At 32.8% G+C, this 16,819-nt stretch carries 15 protein-coding genes; 4 read left to right on the top strand and 11 right to left on the bottom strand.

The window, feature by feature from the left end:
* Window positions 1–38 precede the first annotated feature (38 nt).
* The 5 genes from K5I29_RS08350 to K5I29_RS08370 all read right to left on the bottom strand — a co-directional run bounded on the left by K5I29_RS08350 (window position 39) and on the right by K5I29_RS08370 (window position 4,615).
* Window positions 39–1,181, bottom strand: coding sequence for an acyl-CoA dehydrogenase family protein (locus tag K5I29_RS08350; protein ID WP_264432399.1), 1,143 nt, complete (start codon window positions 1,179–1,181; stop codon window positions 39–41).
* Between the two features lie 24 nt (window positions 1,182–1,205).
* On the bottom strand, window positions 1,206–2,102 hold the full coding sequence (locus tag K5I29_RS08355; protein WP_264432400.1) for a ComEA family DNA-binding protein: 897 nt from the start codon (window positions 2,100–2,102) through the stop codon (window positions 1,206–1,208).
* 5 nt (window positions 2,103–2,107) lie between these two features.
* Entirely contained in the window at window positions 2,108–2,338 is a 231-nt protein-coding gene (locus K5I29_RS08360) for a PspC domain-containing protein (RefSeq protein ID WP_264432402.1), read from the bottom strand.
* Window positions 2,335–3,597, bottom strand: a complete 1,263-nt coding sequence (locus K5I29_RS08365; RefSeq protein ID WP_264432404.1) for a DUF2851 family protein — start codon at window positions 3,595–3,597, stop codon at window positions 2,335–2,337. The genes K5I29_RS08360 and K5I29_RS08365 overlap by 4 nt, the downstream gene beginning before the upstream one ends.
* Window positions 3,598–3,694: 97 nt before the next feature.
* Window positions 3,695–4,615, bottom strand: coding sequence for a helix-turn-helix transcriptional regulator (locus K5I29_RS08370; protein WP_264432406.1), 921 nt, complete (start codon window positions 4,613–4,615; stop codon window positions 3,695–3,697).
* 172 nt (window positions 4,616–4,787) lie between these two features.
* Between K5I29_RS08370 and K5I29_RS08375 the strand changes: the two genes are divergently transcribed.
* Genes K5I29_RS08375 through K5I29_RS08385 form a run of 3 tightly spaced genes read left to right on the top strand, consistent with a single transcriptional unit; the run spans window position 4,788 to window position 6,998 of the window.
* Entirely contained in the window at window positions 4,788–5,456 is a 669-nt protein-coding gene (locus K5I29_RS08375) for a hypothetical protein (RefSeq protein ID WP_264432408.1), read from the top strand.
* Between the two features lie 9 nt (window positions 5,457–5,465).
* A complete protein-coding gene (locus K5I29_RS08380; protein WP_264432410.1) occupies window positions 5,466–6,245 on the top strand; it encodes a hypothetical protein in 780 nt (259 codons plus the stop codon).
* Between the two features lie 3 nt (window positions 6,246–6,248).
* Window positions 6,249–6,998, top strand: a complete 750-nt coding sequence (locus K5I29_RS08385) for a hypothetical protein (protein WP_264432411.1) — start codon at window positions 6,249–6,251, stop codon at window positions 6,996–6,998.
* Between the two features lie 38 nt (window positions 6,999–7,036).
* Here the strand turns inward: K5I29_RS08385 and K5I29_RS08390 are convergent, their stop codons facing one another.
* The 4 genes from K5I29_RS08390 to K5I29_RS08405 all read right to left on the bottom strand — a co-directional run bounded on the left by K5I29_RS08390 (window position 7,037) and on the right by K5I29_RS08405 (window position 15,110).
* On the bottom strand, window positions 7,037–8,398 hold the full coding sequence (locus K5I29_RS08390; RefSeq protein WP_264432412.1) for a pyridoxal-phosphate dependent enzyme: 1,362 nt from the start codon (window positions 8,396–8,398) through the stop codon (window positions 7,037–7,039).
* A 115-nt stretch (window positions 8,399–8,513) separates the two neighbouring features.
* A complete protein-coding gene (locus tag K5I29_RS08395; protein ID WP_264432414.1) occupies window positions 8,514–10,484 on the bottom strand; it encodes a putative porin in 1,971 nt (656 codons plus the stop codon).
* Between the two features lie 161 nt (window positions 10,485–10,645).
* Window positions 10,646–12,034 (bottom strand): RagB/SusD family nutrient uptake outer membrane protein, encoded by a 1,389-nt coding sequence (locus tag K5I29_RS08400; protein WP_264432416.1) that lies wholly within the window; start codon window positions 12,032–12,034, stop codon window positions 10,646–10,648.
* Window positions 12,035–12,041: 7 nt separating this feature from the next.
* Window positions 12,042–15,110, bottom strand: a complete 3,069-nt coding sequence (locus K5I29_RS08405; protein WP_264432419.1) for a SusC/RagA family TonB-linked outer membrane protein — start codon at window positions 15,108–15,110, stop codon at window positions 12,042–12,044.
* 173 nt (window positions 15,111–15,283) lie between these two features.
* Here K5I29_RS08405 and K5I29_RS08410 point away from each other — a divergent pair, with 173 nt between their 5' ends.
* On the top strand, window positions 15,284–15,889 hold the full coding sequence (locus tag K5I29_RS08410) for a ribonuclease HII (protein WP_264432421.1): 606 nt from the start codon (window positions 15,284–15,286) through the stop codon (window positions 15,887–15,889).
* 37 nt (window positions 15,890–15,926) lie between these two features.
* Here the strand turns inward: K5I29_RS08410 and lipB are convergent, their stop codons facing one another.
* Together lipB and K5I29_RS08420 are read right to left on the bottom strand one after the other, a co-directional pair.
* On the bottom strand, window positions 15,927–16,634 hold the full coding sequence (gene lipB / locus K5I29_RS08415) for a lipoyl(octanoyl) transferase LipB (protein WP_264432424.1): 708 nt from the start codon (window positions 16,632–16,634) through the stop codon (window positions 15,927–15,929).
* Between the two features lie 6 nt (window positions 16,635–16,640).
* Window positions 16,641–16,808, bottom strand: a complete 168-nt coding sequence (locus K5I29_RS08420; RefSeq protein ID WP_264432426.1) for a YqaE/Pmp3 family membrane protein — start codon at window positions 16,806–16,808, stop codon at window positions 16,641–16,643.
* Between the last annotated feature and the right edge of the window lie 11 nt (window positions 16,809–16,819).

Here is a 16,819-nt window from a genome sequence, read left to right on the forward strand (position 1 = left end):
ATATAAACAATTAAATATTTTAATAAGTATAAAGAATATTATGCTTTTAATATATTTCTGGAAATAACAAGTTTTTGTATCTCGGTAGTTCCTTCACCAATGGTACACAATTTCGAATCGCGATAGAACTTTTCTACTGGAAAATCCTTAGTATAACCATAACCTCCATGAATTTGAATAGCTTCGGAAGATATTTTTACACAAGCTTCTGATGCATACATTTTTGCCATAGCTCCTATTTTAGTTACCGGTTTATTGGTATTTTTTAAATATGCCGCTTTATGTAGTAATAATTCAGAAGCTTCAATTTCGGTTGCCATATCAGCCAACTTAAAACCGATAGCTTGAAACTCAGAAATTGGTTTACCAAATTGCACTCGCTCTTTAGAATATTTTAAAGCAGCCTCGTAAGCTCCTTTAGCAATTCCTAAAGATAAAGCACCGATTGAAATACGTCCTCCGTCTAAAATTTTCATGGCTTGAATAAAACCTTCGCCAACCTTACCTAAACGATTTGCATCAGGAATACGGCAATTATCAAAAATTAGTTCTGCAGTTTCTGAAGCACGCATACCCAACTTGTTTTCTTTTTTACCAGAACTAAATCCTTTGGTTCCTTTTTCAACAACAAAAGCAGTCATGCCGTGCGAATCTCCTTTTTCACCAGTTCTAACAATTACCACAGCAACATCGCCAGAAATGGCATGCGTAATAAAGTTTTTAGCGCCATTAATTATCCATTCATCTCCGTCTTTAACCGCTGTTGTTGCCATGCCTCCAGCGTCAGAACCGGTATTATGTTCTGTTAACCCCCAAGCACCAATCCATTCGGCAGTTGCAAGTTTCGGAATCCATTTTTGTTTTTGTTCTTCAGTTCCAAAAGTTAAAATATGATTGGTACACAACGAATTATGCGCTGCAACTGAAAGTCCGATTGATGAATCAACCTTAGAAATTTCTTCTACAACCGTAATATATTCGTGATAACCTAAACCAGAACCACCAAGTTCATGCGGTACTAAAACCCCCATATAACCCATTTGTCCTAATTTTTTAAACAATTCAACAGGAAAGGTTTGATTTTCATCCCAATCCATCATAAATGGTCGAATTTCTCTTTCTGCAAATTCACGAATTGCTTGCGCAATCATGCTCTGAGTTTCATTCGTTTCAAAATTCATAAAGTATTCTAGTTTTTGTTTGTTTTAATTAAAAGTAATGTAATGCTGAATGATTACTGCTTTTTCTTTCGGAAAATTAGGCACAGCAACCAAATCTTGCATGCTTTTAAAATCGCCAAATTTGCTACGATAAATTACAATTTGTTTGGCCATATTGTAATTGATGTACGGAACTTGACTAATTGTTTGTATATCTGCTTCGTTAATGTCAATTTTAGCAATGTTGGACCAATCTGAAATTTCGAAATGTTTTTGCAAGGCAACAACAACATCGGCCGATAAACCATAAATTTCTTGCACTTGCTCCCAAGCTACAAAAGCCTGCATTTTTTGTCGATCACTAATAATGCGTTGCGATAAAACCGGGCCAATGCCAACAACTTTTTGTAAATCAGTTAAAGTTGCTTTATTTAATTCTGTTTTTTGAACCGTTTGTTTCACATTTTCACGAACAGTATTTGTTGCGCGAATGCAATTTGTTTTGGATTGATTTTGCTGCGTCCAAGCAGGAAATTTAAAATATGGGCTTAAAACCTGCAACAACGAATCTGATATTTGAGTTACCTGCTGAAATTCTGAAGCCGAATTCACGAATTTATTTTTTGCCCGAAAAGCAAATAACCGATCTATTTCTGCAACCGACATGCCCAATTGATAACCTTTAAAATCGGTTAAAAAATTAGGATTAAACGGATATATAGTTTGACTATTTACCGAATCAGACGTTTGAATGCTATCTAAAATTATTTGTTGATTAAGCCAAGCTTTATCTTGATCAGATAATTCATATTTTTCTTTAGCTTGAAATTTTACATACAAAAAGATAGATCCTTGCACGCATAGTACCAAAATAGCCAAAGCAAAAATTCCTTTTCGTTGTTTTTTAGAAAATTGAAAGAGATATTGCTTAGGCCTTTTCATGAATCTTATAAATCAAAAACAGACGAACGTTTGGCGTAAACCAAATCTTTTAATCGCAATACAAAAGCCAAGGTTAAGTAAAAAGCAAAACCAAGACCTAAAGTAAAAAACGACATGTAAACAAAAAACAAACGCACCGTTGCTACACGCATGCCCAAACGTTCGGCAAAACGCGTACATACAGCAAATCCGTTTTTCTCAAAATAATGCCTCATACGGGCTACAATTTTCATCATGAAATTAAAAATTTACCAACAGCACAATGTAAACATTGAAAAGCATCGCAGTACTTATTTTTAAGTTGTAATAAAACTTGCGAATCGAACGCCGATTGTGCCTTGATATGCAATATATTAAAATTTTTTATTGTATTGTTATTTTCTGGAGGTAAAAAATTCATTAAATGCATTAAATCTTCAATATTATCTTTATTTATATTTTTATTATAAGAATAAAGCAAAGGAATTATGATATTAATCAACAAAAGTTGAACAAATGGTTTAGTTGTAGGTTTTATTTTGTGTTTGCTTTCGGATTGAAACGTATAATGGGTTTCCCAAAAAGGTGATGTTTTTGTGATAAAAACTTGCTCATAATCTGCAGCCGATTGCGCAGATAATACAGCATCAAACAAATGTTGATGTTGGGCAAACAAATGCGCTAATTGAGAAATTCGGATGGTAGGAAAATTATCTGGACGGTGCTTATAAAAACTTGGAGCAAAAGATAAAGGAGTTAATTTATATTTATGTTTTAAATATGTAAATGTTTTAACAAGTTCAGCTTCGTAAGCTGATGCAGGGTTTTCGGTAAGCAAATTTAACATTCCAAAAAACAAAGCTTCTAGCTCCAAGCTATTTTGTCGTACTTTTAAAAATACAGAAAAAGGAATACGCAGCGCCATTTGCTCAAACGCATCTTTATTGGTATTTAGGCCAAAACCTTTACAAAGGGCAATAAACAACACGTGCTCCCAATTGGATTGCGAAATTGTAATGTAATGTTGCAATCCGGTTGCTTTATCTTCTAATCGTTCAAAAAACAAACGTTCTTTATAAAACGTCCAAATATGATTGGGCACAGTATGAATTTGATTTTGACACGGAATAAAGGAAACGGACTGTTTTATGGTATTATATTTTTCGAGCAACTGCGGTGCAACATATTGTTGCAAAACCAGAACCGGAATGGGTTTGTTATCGGGGTAAAAAACATCAACATCATGTTCCCAAACTACATGTAAAATAACATTGTTATAATTTGTATCGTTTTGGTGTTGATGCGCGTACCAATCTGAAGATTTGAGGTGCATTTCTATATTTCCGGCCCAAATTTGTCCATCAATTTTAAGCAAAGCATTAAAAAAATCGGGGCCTTGGTTGCCGGTAAAAGTTCCGAAATTCAGGACTTCAACAGGAACGTTTGTTGTCGTTTTTAAATTGGTTGCATCAAGCAATTTAAACTTCCAGATGTAATGCAAAAAATCTTCTTTCATCAGTTTTGGCTAAAACTTTATAATGCGGATCTTTATTTTTTTATTGCAAGAAATGGAAAAAGAATAAAAAAACTCGGTAAAATAACCGAGTTCAATTTTATTGATATTGCTTTAAAGCATTTTGTAAAACTTCTTTCACTTTGTTTTTTAAACTTGTTGGCTGAATGACCTTAACTTCTGCGCCCAATTTTACAATTTCGTGAACCAATTCGCGGTTGATTACCAATTGATATTCCATTAAAACGCCGTCTTTGTATTTTGTATTTACAATTTCTTGTTGTGATTTATGTAAAGGTAAAGTTTTAATATATTTTGCTGTAATGGGATTGAACAACAATTGTACTTTTTCTATGTTTTGAGAGGATCCATCGCCCAATCCAAAAACATGATCTAAATGGGTTTTAATGTCAAAATCGGTTGGATATTCAAAAGTAGCATCTGTACAAACAATTGGGCCGATAATTCGGTCTAAACCGAAACTTTTTCTTGTTTTTTCTGCATCAGCAACTTCTTCTGCAACCATGTACCAACGTGAATTATGCTCGCGAATGGCTAACGGACGTACTGTACGAGTGCTAGAAACCTCTTCATTAAACTTTTGGTAGTTGAATGTTATAATTTTAGAATCGCGAATAGCAGTTAAAATATCGGCTATGTAATGAAAACCTTCAAACTTACGTTGCTCAAAAACTAAAATATCTTTGTATTGGTTGTGATTGCTTGCTAATTGAAAAAGTTGCAAGGATTCTAACAACTTATGTTTTTTCTGATCTTCATCATCATGAAAGCCTTTTTCTATTTCGTAATATTTGCCCGAACGATTAAAAGAAATTTCGAACCCGAAAATTTCTTTTATATCTGACAAATCACGAGATAAAGTTCTGCTTGAATAGCTTGAACTATAATCTTTAAAATTTTCAGCAATCTGATCTACCAATTCTTGCACGTTTAGCTTACGGCGATTGAGCAAATCGATTATAAAAAAATAACGTTGAAAAAAACGGATTTTATTAGACATGAATTTGGGATGATTAATAACGTTTTGTTACATTTTCATTAAAGTTAAAATAAATCTTTGGATTTTCATGTTAAATATAGCTACAATTTTAGTTATTATAAAAATATTGATGTAACTTTTCATTTTATTTTATGATTGAAGTAAAATAGGTTTTCTTAAGCCCCCAAATACTATGAAAAAGAAACTTATACTTACATTTTTGTTCATAAATAGTTGCTATTTATTTGCTCAAGAAGGAATCGGGATTAACAATCCGAATCCTAAGGCTCCGCTTGACATAAACGGAACCATGCGCTTAGAACATTATTCGCAAGGCGAAGGTAAAATATTGGTTTCTAACGCGGATGGGGATTCACGTTGGACTTCTCCTTTTAGCTTAAAGTTTTACACTGGCGAACTTCCTCCAAGTAGAACTGGTTTATATTTAGAAGGAATTGCGGCAAAATATACCAGTGCCAAAATTACCTTAAAGCCAGGCGGTTATTTAATAAAAACCATTCTTCTTTTAAACAACTCCGGAACATTAAATTACAATCAAAGTATTTTTGTTACGGCTTACTTTTCAGACAGCACAGAAAATCCGGATTATTCTGCCGATTATATTTTAGATTCTGCAAAAGAAATGTCAGGTTCTTTAATTGGACCCAGTGTTTACGGATTAATCGATGGTAGTGTTTTAATTAGAAATACATCTAATGAAGAAAAAACCTATTATTTATGGGCAAAAAAAGAAGATTTTAAAGACAACTCAACATCTCCAAGTCCAACAACTATTAGGTTGAATGATTTAGCTTCTCAGGCTTGGGGAGAAAATGTAATATATGCTATTCCTATTGAATAACTGCGCATCATGAAAAAACTTCTATTATTATATCTGCTTCTATTTGATTTGGGAATTTTAAATGCCCAAGTAGGAATTGGTACAGCAGAACCAACTGCAGGTTTGCATGTTTTAGCACAAGAAAAACATCCTTATATTCTTAGTATTAAAGATGGTCAAAATGCAGAAGACAGTTATGTTTTAATACATGAGAATGATGGTTTTATAAAAAAAGAATCTACCAATATTTTTAAAAATTTAAAATTTGCAAAATTAAGTGCAAAGCCAGCAATTACTTATCCAATTATCCCAAACACCGAACTTTATAAAACAAAATATGTTGGTGATTGGCTTGGTTTACCCGATGATGTTACTTTAGCATTACCTTATGGCAAATGGGCAGTATATATAACCAGCTTAATTTCATTAAACAATACCACCGATGTTTTAAGTTACAGAAGTTCAGCTATAACAACAGAAATTATGCTAATTGATTTAGATAATTATAACAACAATATATTTGATAAACCATCTAAAGATACAGAAGGAAATAGCCAGAATAGCTTAAATGGAAATGGTTTTGTAGCTGGAAACATTGTTTTTCCGAGTAGTAAAGATATTGTAAAAGGAATCATTATTATAAACAATAACGATAGTAATAGAAGAATACGCAATTACCGTTTTGCAGCGCGCATTTCTGTTGATACCAAGCACTCAAATACATTTAATAGTTTAAAAAACAATTCACTAAATGCTATTTTGCATAAAGATTTTAGACAAAATCAAGTTTATGCAATTCCGCTTAATTAAATCATGATGAAACTATTTTTAAACATCATATTATGTAGTTTATTCTATTTTAGCTCACAAGCTCAAATAGGTATAAATTTTGTGCCTAATCCAAACGAAGTTAACAACAGCCCTTTAATAATAAAAACTGATCAGCCAAATGCTTTACGCTTTGTACCTGAAGGAACTGAACCTTTACCTGGTCAGGTTTTAATATCTGATGATGAAGGAAACGTAAGATATGGTGATTTAACAGCAACAGAAATTGATTTTGTGAATGGCGTTTTTAATGGAGGTGTTAATGCCGAAGATTTATACAGAAACAATAAGGTATTTGATTCTAATGCTTATATAGATTTACCACCGGGAAGATGGGCTGTAAATTTTAGCATCAAATTTCAAGTAGTTAAGTATTCAACCGTTAATGAAACAACTGAAAATTTAGAACGTGATGAAGCCATTTGGGCGAGAATTATTTTATCAAACACTTCTGGGAACACAACAAATTACAATACTGATAGTACAAAAGATATCGCTATTCCTAATCTTTATTTAGCTTCTGGTAGTTTAGTAGGCCCAACGCAATACACGAATGTTAAAGGGGAAATTTATATTCTAAATAGCTTAACCACAACTAAAAGATACTATTTAAAAGTATTTTTAGAGAAATATAATTTAGATGATCGTAGAAGAATAAACTACAAACTAATAGATTTTGCAGCAGGTCCAATATTAAACGGAGTGGATCGTTTTTTTGCTATTCCTGCAAACTAATACAAATAAAAAAAGCCGAAACAATGTTTCGGCTTTTTTTATTTAATTGCGTTAATTATATCGTATTTAGTAATAATATGGTGTTTACCATTTTCTAATTCTAATAAAACTGCATGATTATCTTTCGTAATTAATTTAGAAACCTCATCAACCGGAGTATTTGCTTTTACTACCGGATAAGGTTGCCCCATAATTTCACGAATAGGTTTTTCTGCAATGTTTTTATCGCTTACATAAGCTGCAAATAAATCCGACTCATCAATAGAACCAACAAATCCGTTTACGTCTAAAACCGGAATTTGAGAAATTTTAAATTTACGCATTCTATCAATTGCATGCGAAACCAATTCTTCAGTACGCGCAACAACCAAAGGTTTATCAATGTGAGATTGAATTAAATCTGATGCTTTAATAATTTCATCATCTAAATACCCACGCTCACGCATCCAATCATCGTTAAAAATTTTACCTACATAACGAGAACCTGAATCATGGAACATTACCACAACCACATCTTCTGGCTTTAACTCGTCTTTTAATTGTAATAAACCTTTAATAGCAGAACCAGATGACATACCCACAAATAATCCTTCTTCTAAAGCTAAACGACGGCAATATACAGCAGCATCTTTATCTGTTACTTTAGTAAATTTATCGATTAAAGAAAAGTCCACATTTTTAGGTAAAATATCTTCACCAATACCTTCGGTTACGTACGAGTAAATTTCATTTTCGTCAAAAACACCCGTTTCATGATATTTTTTAAAAACCGAACCGTAGGTATCAACACCCCAAATTTTAACGTTAGGATTTTTTTCTTTTAAATATTTTGCAATACCAGAAATTGTTCCTCCAGTTCCAACTCCAACAATAAAGTGCGTTACTTTACCATCTGTTTGTTCCCATATTTCAGGACCAGTTTGCTCGTAATTTGCTAATGCGTTAGATGGATTATCATATTGGTTTACGTACCATCCGTTTGGTGTTTCTTCAGCTAAACGCTTAGAAACTGAATAATATGAACGTGGATCTGTTGGTTCTACATCAGTTGGGCAAACCACAACTTTAGCACCTACAGCACGTAAAATATCAACTTTTTCTTTAGATTGTTTATCAGTGGTAACACAAATTAACTTATATCCTTTAACAATTGCAGCAATAGCTAATCCCATTCCGGTATTACCAGATGTTCCTTCTACAATAGTTCCTCCTGGTTTTAGGCGGCCGTCTTTTTCTGCATCCTCAATCATTTTAAGTGCCATACGGTCTTTACATGAGTTACCAGGATTAAAGAATTCTACTTTAGCTAAAACTTGACAAGGAAGCTCTTTGGTGATATTGTTTAGCTGAACTAAAGGCGTATTTCCAATAGTTTCTAGCACGTTTTTTGCGTATTTCATTGTTTTTTATATGAAAATTTGCACAAAGGTATTGAATTTAAATGTTTTTAAAAAACATCGATGTTTAAGATTATGATAAAATAAAAACCATTGCAAAAGCAATGGTTTTTATTTGTTATGAGAAAAACATCCAGGTAATTCCGAATCGAATCATAAATGGTTTGGCTGGATAATTTGGTGAAGCATAAAAATCTTGTTTGGTAACAAATTTAGAATTGATATTTTCAGCTTTTAAAAACAATCTAAAGGTTCTAATTTTTGCGTTTACAAAAAAATCTAAAACCGGATAATCTCCAATTTCTTTATCGTGTTGCACGGTCATATCTCCCAAAATGGTATTATACTCATTGGCATAATATTTTGTAAAGTAATTTATTGTAAAACCGGTTTGCATGTACAACGCTTTATTAAAAAAGTGATTGTTGTAAAAAATACTGTTACGAGTTAAAATTTCGGGCACATTTACAATTGGATCGTTTTGCGAAACTTTTTGATACAGCACCGTGTGATCTGAACCAAATTTACCAAACTTAAATTGACGACCAACTTTAGCTGAGAAATAATTTATAGCACCGCTGTACTGAAACGGTTTTGCTAACAAGGTTGCTGGTAATCCGTCTAAATTTATTTCGTTAGATGTGTTTGCAAAATACAAATGGTTATTTAATACGCGGTAATTTACCTCTGCATTAATCCATTTGGTATTTGCTTTTGCTAAAAAGCTGGTACTTTTTTCGTTAATAAAATTATTATACCAATTGTAGTTTAAATATGAACTTTGAAAAAGCGTATAATTTAAATCAGGAATTTTTGATAAGCGCTGAAAACCAAGTTCAACAACATTTTCGTTAGCATCATCAAACGCATAACGCGCAGTTAAATCTAATTGATTGGTTGCCGGACCAACAAAACCAACTTTAGCATCTGCATAAAGTTTCCATTTATTAATCTGATAAAAATAATTCGCCCCTAATGTATTAATACGATCCGTTTGTTTATTCGGAATTAATCCGTTTAAAGAATAAACATACGATTTGTAAAAATAATTGTAATTAATATCCTCTATATAAGCTTTTAAACTTCCGTAACGATCGTGTTTGTACGCAACACCAACCTGATTGTACATGCGGTTAAAACGTGTTTTATCGTTTAGGTTTGATGTAAAATAATCGCCAAAACGCGAAGTTGCGCTAGCATTTATATAATTATAAAACTTATTATCGTAAATAAATTGATGATGTAAAACTAACGAATTAGGATTTGTTTTGTTGATACGAAACGAATGATCTATAAAAATGCGTTGACCTTTAAGCATCGAATTTCCTGTTTCCATATAAACATCAACTTGTGCTTTATTGGTATACGGTCCTTCAGGATTTTCGTATTGCGATAAATTAGAAAGCCCACCGTTTTCACGCAACATAAAATCTTGCGCAGCAAAATGTGCTTTTAAATAATATCGTTTATCAGGCGTATTATACGAGGTTAAAAATCTAAAACTTCCGGTACTGGTTAACTCGTTAAAATAATAACCAGTAGAACGCAAACCGCGGTAACCAATACCAAAGTTTAAATTAGGTTTAAGATTGGCTGTTACAAAGGCATCTAAATTTTGCCCTCGTCCCATAACCGATTTGTAATACAAATCTGTAAACGGCGTTGGTACGTGGTAGTATTTAATATCATCAACCGTTAAATAAGCCATGCTTCTGGCTTTAAACCCAAAATCGGGTAAGCTATTGGTTTTATTCAAATTAAAATCTAACGTATTGTAAACGTGTCCTTCGTTATCAAACTGCAACAAACCAAAATTATCTTTACGTAAATAATTGTGTTTGTATTCTGCCTGAATGGTTAACGTAGTATCAACATATGTGGTATCTTTATGAATACTGATGATTTTATATTCATCGATGGTTGTTTTATCGAATTTGAAAGATTTATGCTGAACCGTGTCATTTTCGGTTGCCGAAAACACATTCAGTCCGCCTTGTTGTGAAGCATTGCCGTATTGCGACCCGTTATTGAACTGAGCAATAGATACCGAGCTGAAAAGTACTAATAATGCGAAAAGTAATTGCTTCATATAAAAAAGAATTGAAAGGCAAAGAAACGAGAAATATAGAAATATCGCAAATATTTAAACAGCAATATGTGCCTTGCAAATAGGTTAAAATACTATTAAAAAGCCCAGTAAAACAAAAAGCCACGAAGTACTTCGTGGCTTTTATATAAAGTAAGAATAAATTAATACCCTTGGTTTTGTTGAATTGGAGAAACGTTAGTTTCTCTTTGTGGAATTGGGAAAGCCAATCTGTAATCACCATAAGCTGGTGTATTAGCTACACTACGTCCTGTAACTTGAGGAACATTCATTTGTAAACGCATTAAATCGTCAAAACGGAATCCTTCAGAAACAAATTCTTTATGTCTTTCATTAATAATAATGTCTAAAGTAACAGCAGTATATGCTTCAATACCTCTATTCTCAGCAATCTTATTAACTAATTCTAAAGCTTTAGCAGTGTCGCCCATTCTAAAAGCAGTTTCTGCAGCAGTTAAAACAATTTCTTCAAAACGAATAATTTTAACATTATCTGCACGGTCCCCGTATTTACCAGTATTACGTAAAACACCTTTAGCATCAACCGTTACAAAAGTACCACGAATATCATTTTCATCAGCAAAAAGTACATCTTTAACTTCTTTAACAACATAAACATCCCCGTAAGGTGTGTTATTATAAATTTGATATAATGAGTTTGTACCTAAGTTATCATTAGCTAAAAATTGTAACTCAAAAACAGAGTTAATACCAACTTCACCTAATTTAAAATTAGCAGCTAATTCAGTTGCAGTAGCTACCTGACCACCTAAAGCTAAAGCTTCAGTAGCAGCTTGATTTGCTACAACGTATTTTTGATCACCAAAGAATGGAGCTAAATATAAATTAACACGAGCTTTTAAAGCTAAAATTGCTTGCTTGTTAAATGCTGTTTTAGTAGTGATATCATTACCAGCTAAGGCAATAGCTTGATCAATATCTTCATTTAATTTCGCATCTAATTCTGTTAAAGTTATACGTGTGTAATTTGCATCTGTAACAACACCGTATAAAGAAATATAAGGAATAGTTAAAGATTCTTTAGTTAATGTAACATTTTGTTGACCAAAAAGTTTCATCAAGTCAAAATGAGCCAAAGCACGAATTGCATAAGCCTCTGCCTTAATTGCATTAATAGCATCTGGATCACCATCAGTTACATCTGCATTAATAGCAATATTTGACATAGCTATTACTTGGTAAATAGCCGCCCAAGTATCAGCTGGATATGAACTTGTAATAGTTGTTGTAAATTCTCCTTCGCTTACAAAACGACCTGAAGCACCATTTGATAAAGAGTTATCAGAGTGAACTTCATTAAAAATAACATAATCTCTACCATAATATGCTGCAGCAGACATATATTTATAAGCACCATTTACAGTCATTCTTAACTGTGTTTCACTAGAAACTGGGTTAACAGAAATATTTTCTTGGTCTACAACATTAGGTTCTAAACTATCATTACTACAAGATACAGTTGCAGCACTAAGTGCTACAATTGAAGCTATTGAATAAATTATTTTTTTCATGCTCTAATTAAAATTTAATGTTAGCAGATAACGAAACTTGTTTAATTGGAGGGTTCGCTAAATTAGTGAATCCGTCTGCACGAACTTCTGGATCATATTTTAAGTCATTGTCTTTAACCCAAGTCCACAAGTTTGTACCTCTTACTGAAACTGTTACACCATCAATATGTGTATTTCTCAATAATTCAGATGGGAATTTGTATCCGATTGCTACGTCACGTAAACGAATAAAATCACCATCGTGTAAAAATCTAGTTGAAACTTGTTCTGAAGTTGACGTAGTAGAAATTACTTTCGGAACGTTAGTAACATCACCAGGTTGTTGCCATCTATCTAAAATTGGAGTTCCGTAGTTATATGTATAAGAACGGTTACCAGTATTGTTAGTATATGTAGCCCAATCTTCGTAAATTTTATTTCCTCCAGAATAGTAGAATGTACCATCAATAAAGAAATTATAAATATCAAAATGTAACGTTAAGCCACCTGTATATTTTGGTAAAGCAGATTCACCTTGTAAAGCTACTGCAGCATCACCATAATTAGTAGTTGTAGCACCATCGTGTCCATTAATATAATATAGAGCTTGTCCTGTTTGAGAATCTACACCAGCATATTTACGCATATTCCATGCATATAATGGTTGCCCTTCTTTAATGATACGAGTTGATGAAACAATTTCCATTGGTTCACCTTGAATAGCGTCATAAGGCATTGATAAAATTTTGTTATTTACCGTTGCAAAGTTTCCGCTAATATTGAAGTTGAAGTTTTCTGTACGAACAACATCAATATCTAATTCAAATTCCCAACCTCTGTTACGCATTGCTCCAGAGTTAATTGCTTTAGTTGTATAACCAGTTGTAGATGTAATTGGGTTGTTAACAAATAATAAATCGCTTGATTTAGAATTATAGAATGCAACCGAACCAGCAATTCTGTTATTTAAAACACCAAAATCAATACCTACATCTGTTTTTGCTTGAGATTCCCAAGTAATAATAGCTGGTAATTGCCCTAATTCGTATGACATTTGACCACCATAGCTAGATGTACCTAGTAAAGATTGGTAGCTATTAATTGCAATACCGTTATTACCTGTTGTACCGTAAGAACCACGGATTCTTAATAAATCAATAAAATTAACATTCTCCATGAAGTCTTCGTTCATAATATTCCAAGCCCCACCAAGTGCCCAGAAATTACCCCAACGATTTTCAGGATTAAATTTAGAAGATGCTTCACGACGGAAAGAACCATCAATTAAGTATTTCCCATCATAGTTGTAGTTTACCATAGCTGTGTATGATAACTGCGCCCAATCATTATATGTATTGCTTGCATCCCAGTTAGCAGAAGTGTTTCCTAACATATCAAATCCTGGAGCAAGTTTTTCACCATAACCATATAAACTAGTGAATTTATTTTTTTGGTATTCCATTAATGCTTTCACATTAAATTTATTTTTACCAAAACCAAATGCGTAATCTAATGAGTTTTGAATTACGTAGTTGAAATTCTTGTTAATTATATTTTCAGCATATCCTTGTGGAGTAACACCGTCACCGTGGTAAGGATTTGCATAATAGTTATGATCAGATAAGTTAAAGTCTAAATTAGCTGTTGAATTCCAACGTAAACCTTTTGCAATTTCATAATCAACACCAAACGAACCCATTAAACGTGTTAAATCAGTAACGTTTTTGTTGTTTGAAATTGTATACAACGTATTATGTAAAGAACCTACGTTTGTATTGTAAGAACCATTTGCATTGTACGGATTGTACCATGGGCTCATGAAATACTGTGTTAACATTGGATTTGAAAAGTACGATCCATTTTCCATAATACCATTTTGTTTAGTATTAGCAATACGGATGTTTGTTTTGAATCTAAATTTGTCTGTTAACTTAGTATCGTAAGCTAAATTTCCAGTAACACGACGGAAATCACTACCAAAAGCAATAGATTCCGTTTTGTTGTATCCTAAAGATGAATAAAAGTTAGATTTTTCGTCACCACCTTGTGCAGAGAAATCTAAATTATAATACAATGCATTTTTGTTAGTTAATTTACCAGCCCAATCATAATCTTGAGATCCAGCAGCTTTCCATGCATTTAAATTATTAAAAGCAGCAGAAGCAGTAGCATTTGGTAATAACCCAGGGTTTGCAGTATAAAAATTATAGGTCTGATCTTTAGTAAAACCTTGAGCGACACCGTAATCATTAAATAATGATTCTAAAAATAATTCTTCTTTCTGAGCTCCGTTTGCCATTTGCAAACCTCTAACCGCACGATTCTGAATACCTGCTGTAGTTGTTAAAGCAAATCTAGTTCCTCCAGATTTTCCTTTTTTAGTTGTAATTACAATTACCCCAGCAGCACCACGAGCACCATAAGGAGCTGTAGCTGTTGCATCTTTTAAAACCGTAATCGACTCAATATCTGAAGAGTTAATAGATGACAACGGAGATAAAGTTGATAAACCATCTTGCCCCATGTTAGAGTTAATCATTGGCATACCGTCAATTACGAACAATGGTTCTAAATCACCACCAATACCAGAAATACCACGAATACGGATTTCTTGAGCAGAACCCGGAGTACCAGAAGTTGTAGCCATTTGTAAACCAGCCACACGTCCTTGTAATGCTTGGTCAGCAGAAACTAATGGTGTATTTTCAATTACACTACCATCAACTTTTACAGCACTACCCGTAACTTCGTTTTTCTTTTTAACTTGTCCGTATGCCATAACAATTACTTCTTCTAACTGAGAATCTGAAGTAACCATTGTTACATTAATTGTGTTGGATTCACCAACGGTTTGAGTAACAGTATCCATTCCGATGAACGAGAATAATAATGTTTCTCCTGTTTTTACTTGAATAGAATATTTTCCATCAAAATCTGTTTGTGTTCCCATTGTTGTACCTTTGACAACAATACTAACACCCGGTAATGGAAATCCATCTTCCATTACGGTTCCTGTTACAGTTTTCTCTTGTGCAAAAGATAACTGAACAAAAAACGCTGTAAGCAGCGTAAAAAACCATTTTAAATTCAATTTCATGATGATTTTATTTGAGTTAGTCATTGGCAACAAATTTGATTAATATTAAATTCGGACACAAAAATTTAATATTAAAATAATTCTTTACAACTTGTTAAAGTCAACAACAATAAGCAATAAGAAGTTTTTTATGATAATTTTATTAAAAAAACACATATTTTAACACAAAAGACATGTTATTAAAAAAATACACAGATTATAATTACGAAGCTGGCGCTGATGAAGCTGGAAGAGGATGTCTTGCAGGACCAGTAACATGCTGTTCTTTAATACTACCTTTACATTTCAGTAACAATACTTTAACAGACTCGAAAAAATTAACAAATTCCGTAAGGCAAGAGCTACGAAAAATCATTGAAGAAGAAGCTTTAACATTTAAGGTCATTCATATTTATCCAGAAGAAATAGATCGCATCAATATTTTGAACGCTTCTATAAAAGGAATGCAAGAATGTACCCTAAATCTTAACATAAAACCAGATTTTTTAATTGTTGACGGAAATAAGTTTAAACCCATAGATGGTATTCCGCATCAAACAATTGTTAAAGGCGATGCTAAGTTTATGAATATTGCGGCTGCATCTATATTAGCAAAAACACATCGAGATGCGTACATGGACAAAATTCATAAAGAATACCCCATGTACAATTGGAAAAAAAACAAAGGTTATCCAACTAAAGAGCACCGAGCGGCAATTGCCAAATTCGGCCCATCACCATATCACAGAATGTCGTTTAAACTTTTACCAGATGATGAGCAATTATCTTTAGATATATAAACAAAAAAAACCGGAAAGTTACTTTCCGGTTTTTTGTTTATTCTTTAATTAGTAGTTCTGCATCAAACAAAGTTGCAAAATGTTTTAAAATTTTAGATTTCACTTCTGCTTCATCTACTTTATCAACATCTAATTCAACATTTAATGATGCTACGCCTTTACCACGAATACCACAAGGAATAATATTATCAAAATATCCTAAATTAGAATTCACATTTAAAGCAAAACCGTGCATGGTAACCCAACGCGAAGCGCGTACTCCCATAGCGCAAATTTTACGTGCAAAAGGTGTTCCAACATCTAACCAAACGCCAGTTTCGCCTTCGCTACGCGTACCTACAATATTATATTCGGCCAACGTTAATATAATAGCTTCTTCTAAAAAGCGCAAATATTTATGAATATCAGTAAAAAAATTATCTAAATCTAAAATAGGATAACCAACAACTTGTCCTGGTCCATGATACGTAATATCTCCTCCACGGTTTATTTTATAAAAAGTTGCATCTTTTTCTTCCAGTTGTTTTTCGTTTAACAACAAATTTTCTAAATGACCGCTTTTACCTAATGTGTAGACGTGCGGATGTTCCACATAAAAAAAATAGTTCGGTGTCGGAACATCAGTAGCATTTTTTCGGTTAGCCGATTTTATATCTAAAATAGATTGAAAAACAGCTTCCTGATAATCCCATGTTTCTTTATAATCTTTATAACCTAAATCGGTTACTATAACTTTTTTATTCATTTTGTATTAGTTTTTATTGTATTTGGGATTGTTTAAAATAACCAATGCAGCAATTACGCCTGGTACCCAACCAGCTAAGGTTAAAATAAAAACGATTAAAATAGAACCGCAACCATAACCCCAAACAGCCAAAGGGGGAAATAAAATGGCTAAAAGCACTCTCCAAAAACTCATAACTTAAATTT

It is taken from the genome of Flavobacterium agricola (assembly GCF_025919725.1).
GTDB lineage: Bacteria > Bacteroidota > Bacteroidia > Flavobacteriales > Flavobacteriaceae > Flavobacterium > Flavobacterium agricola.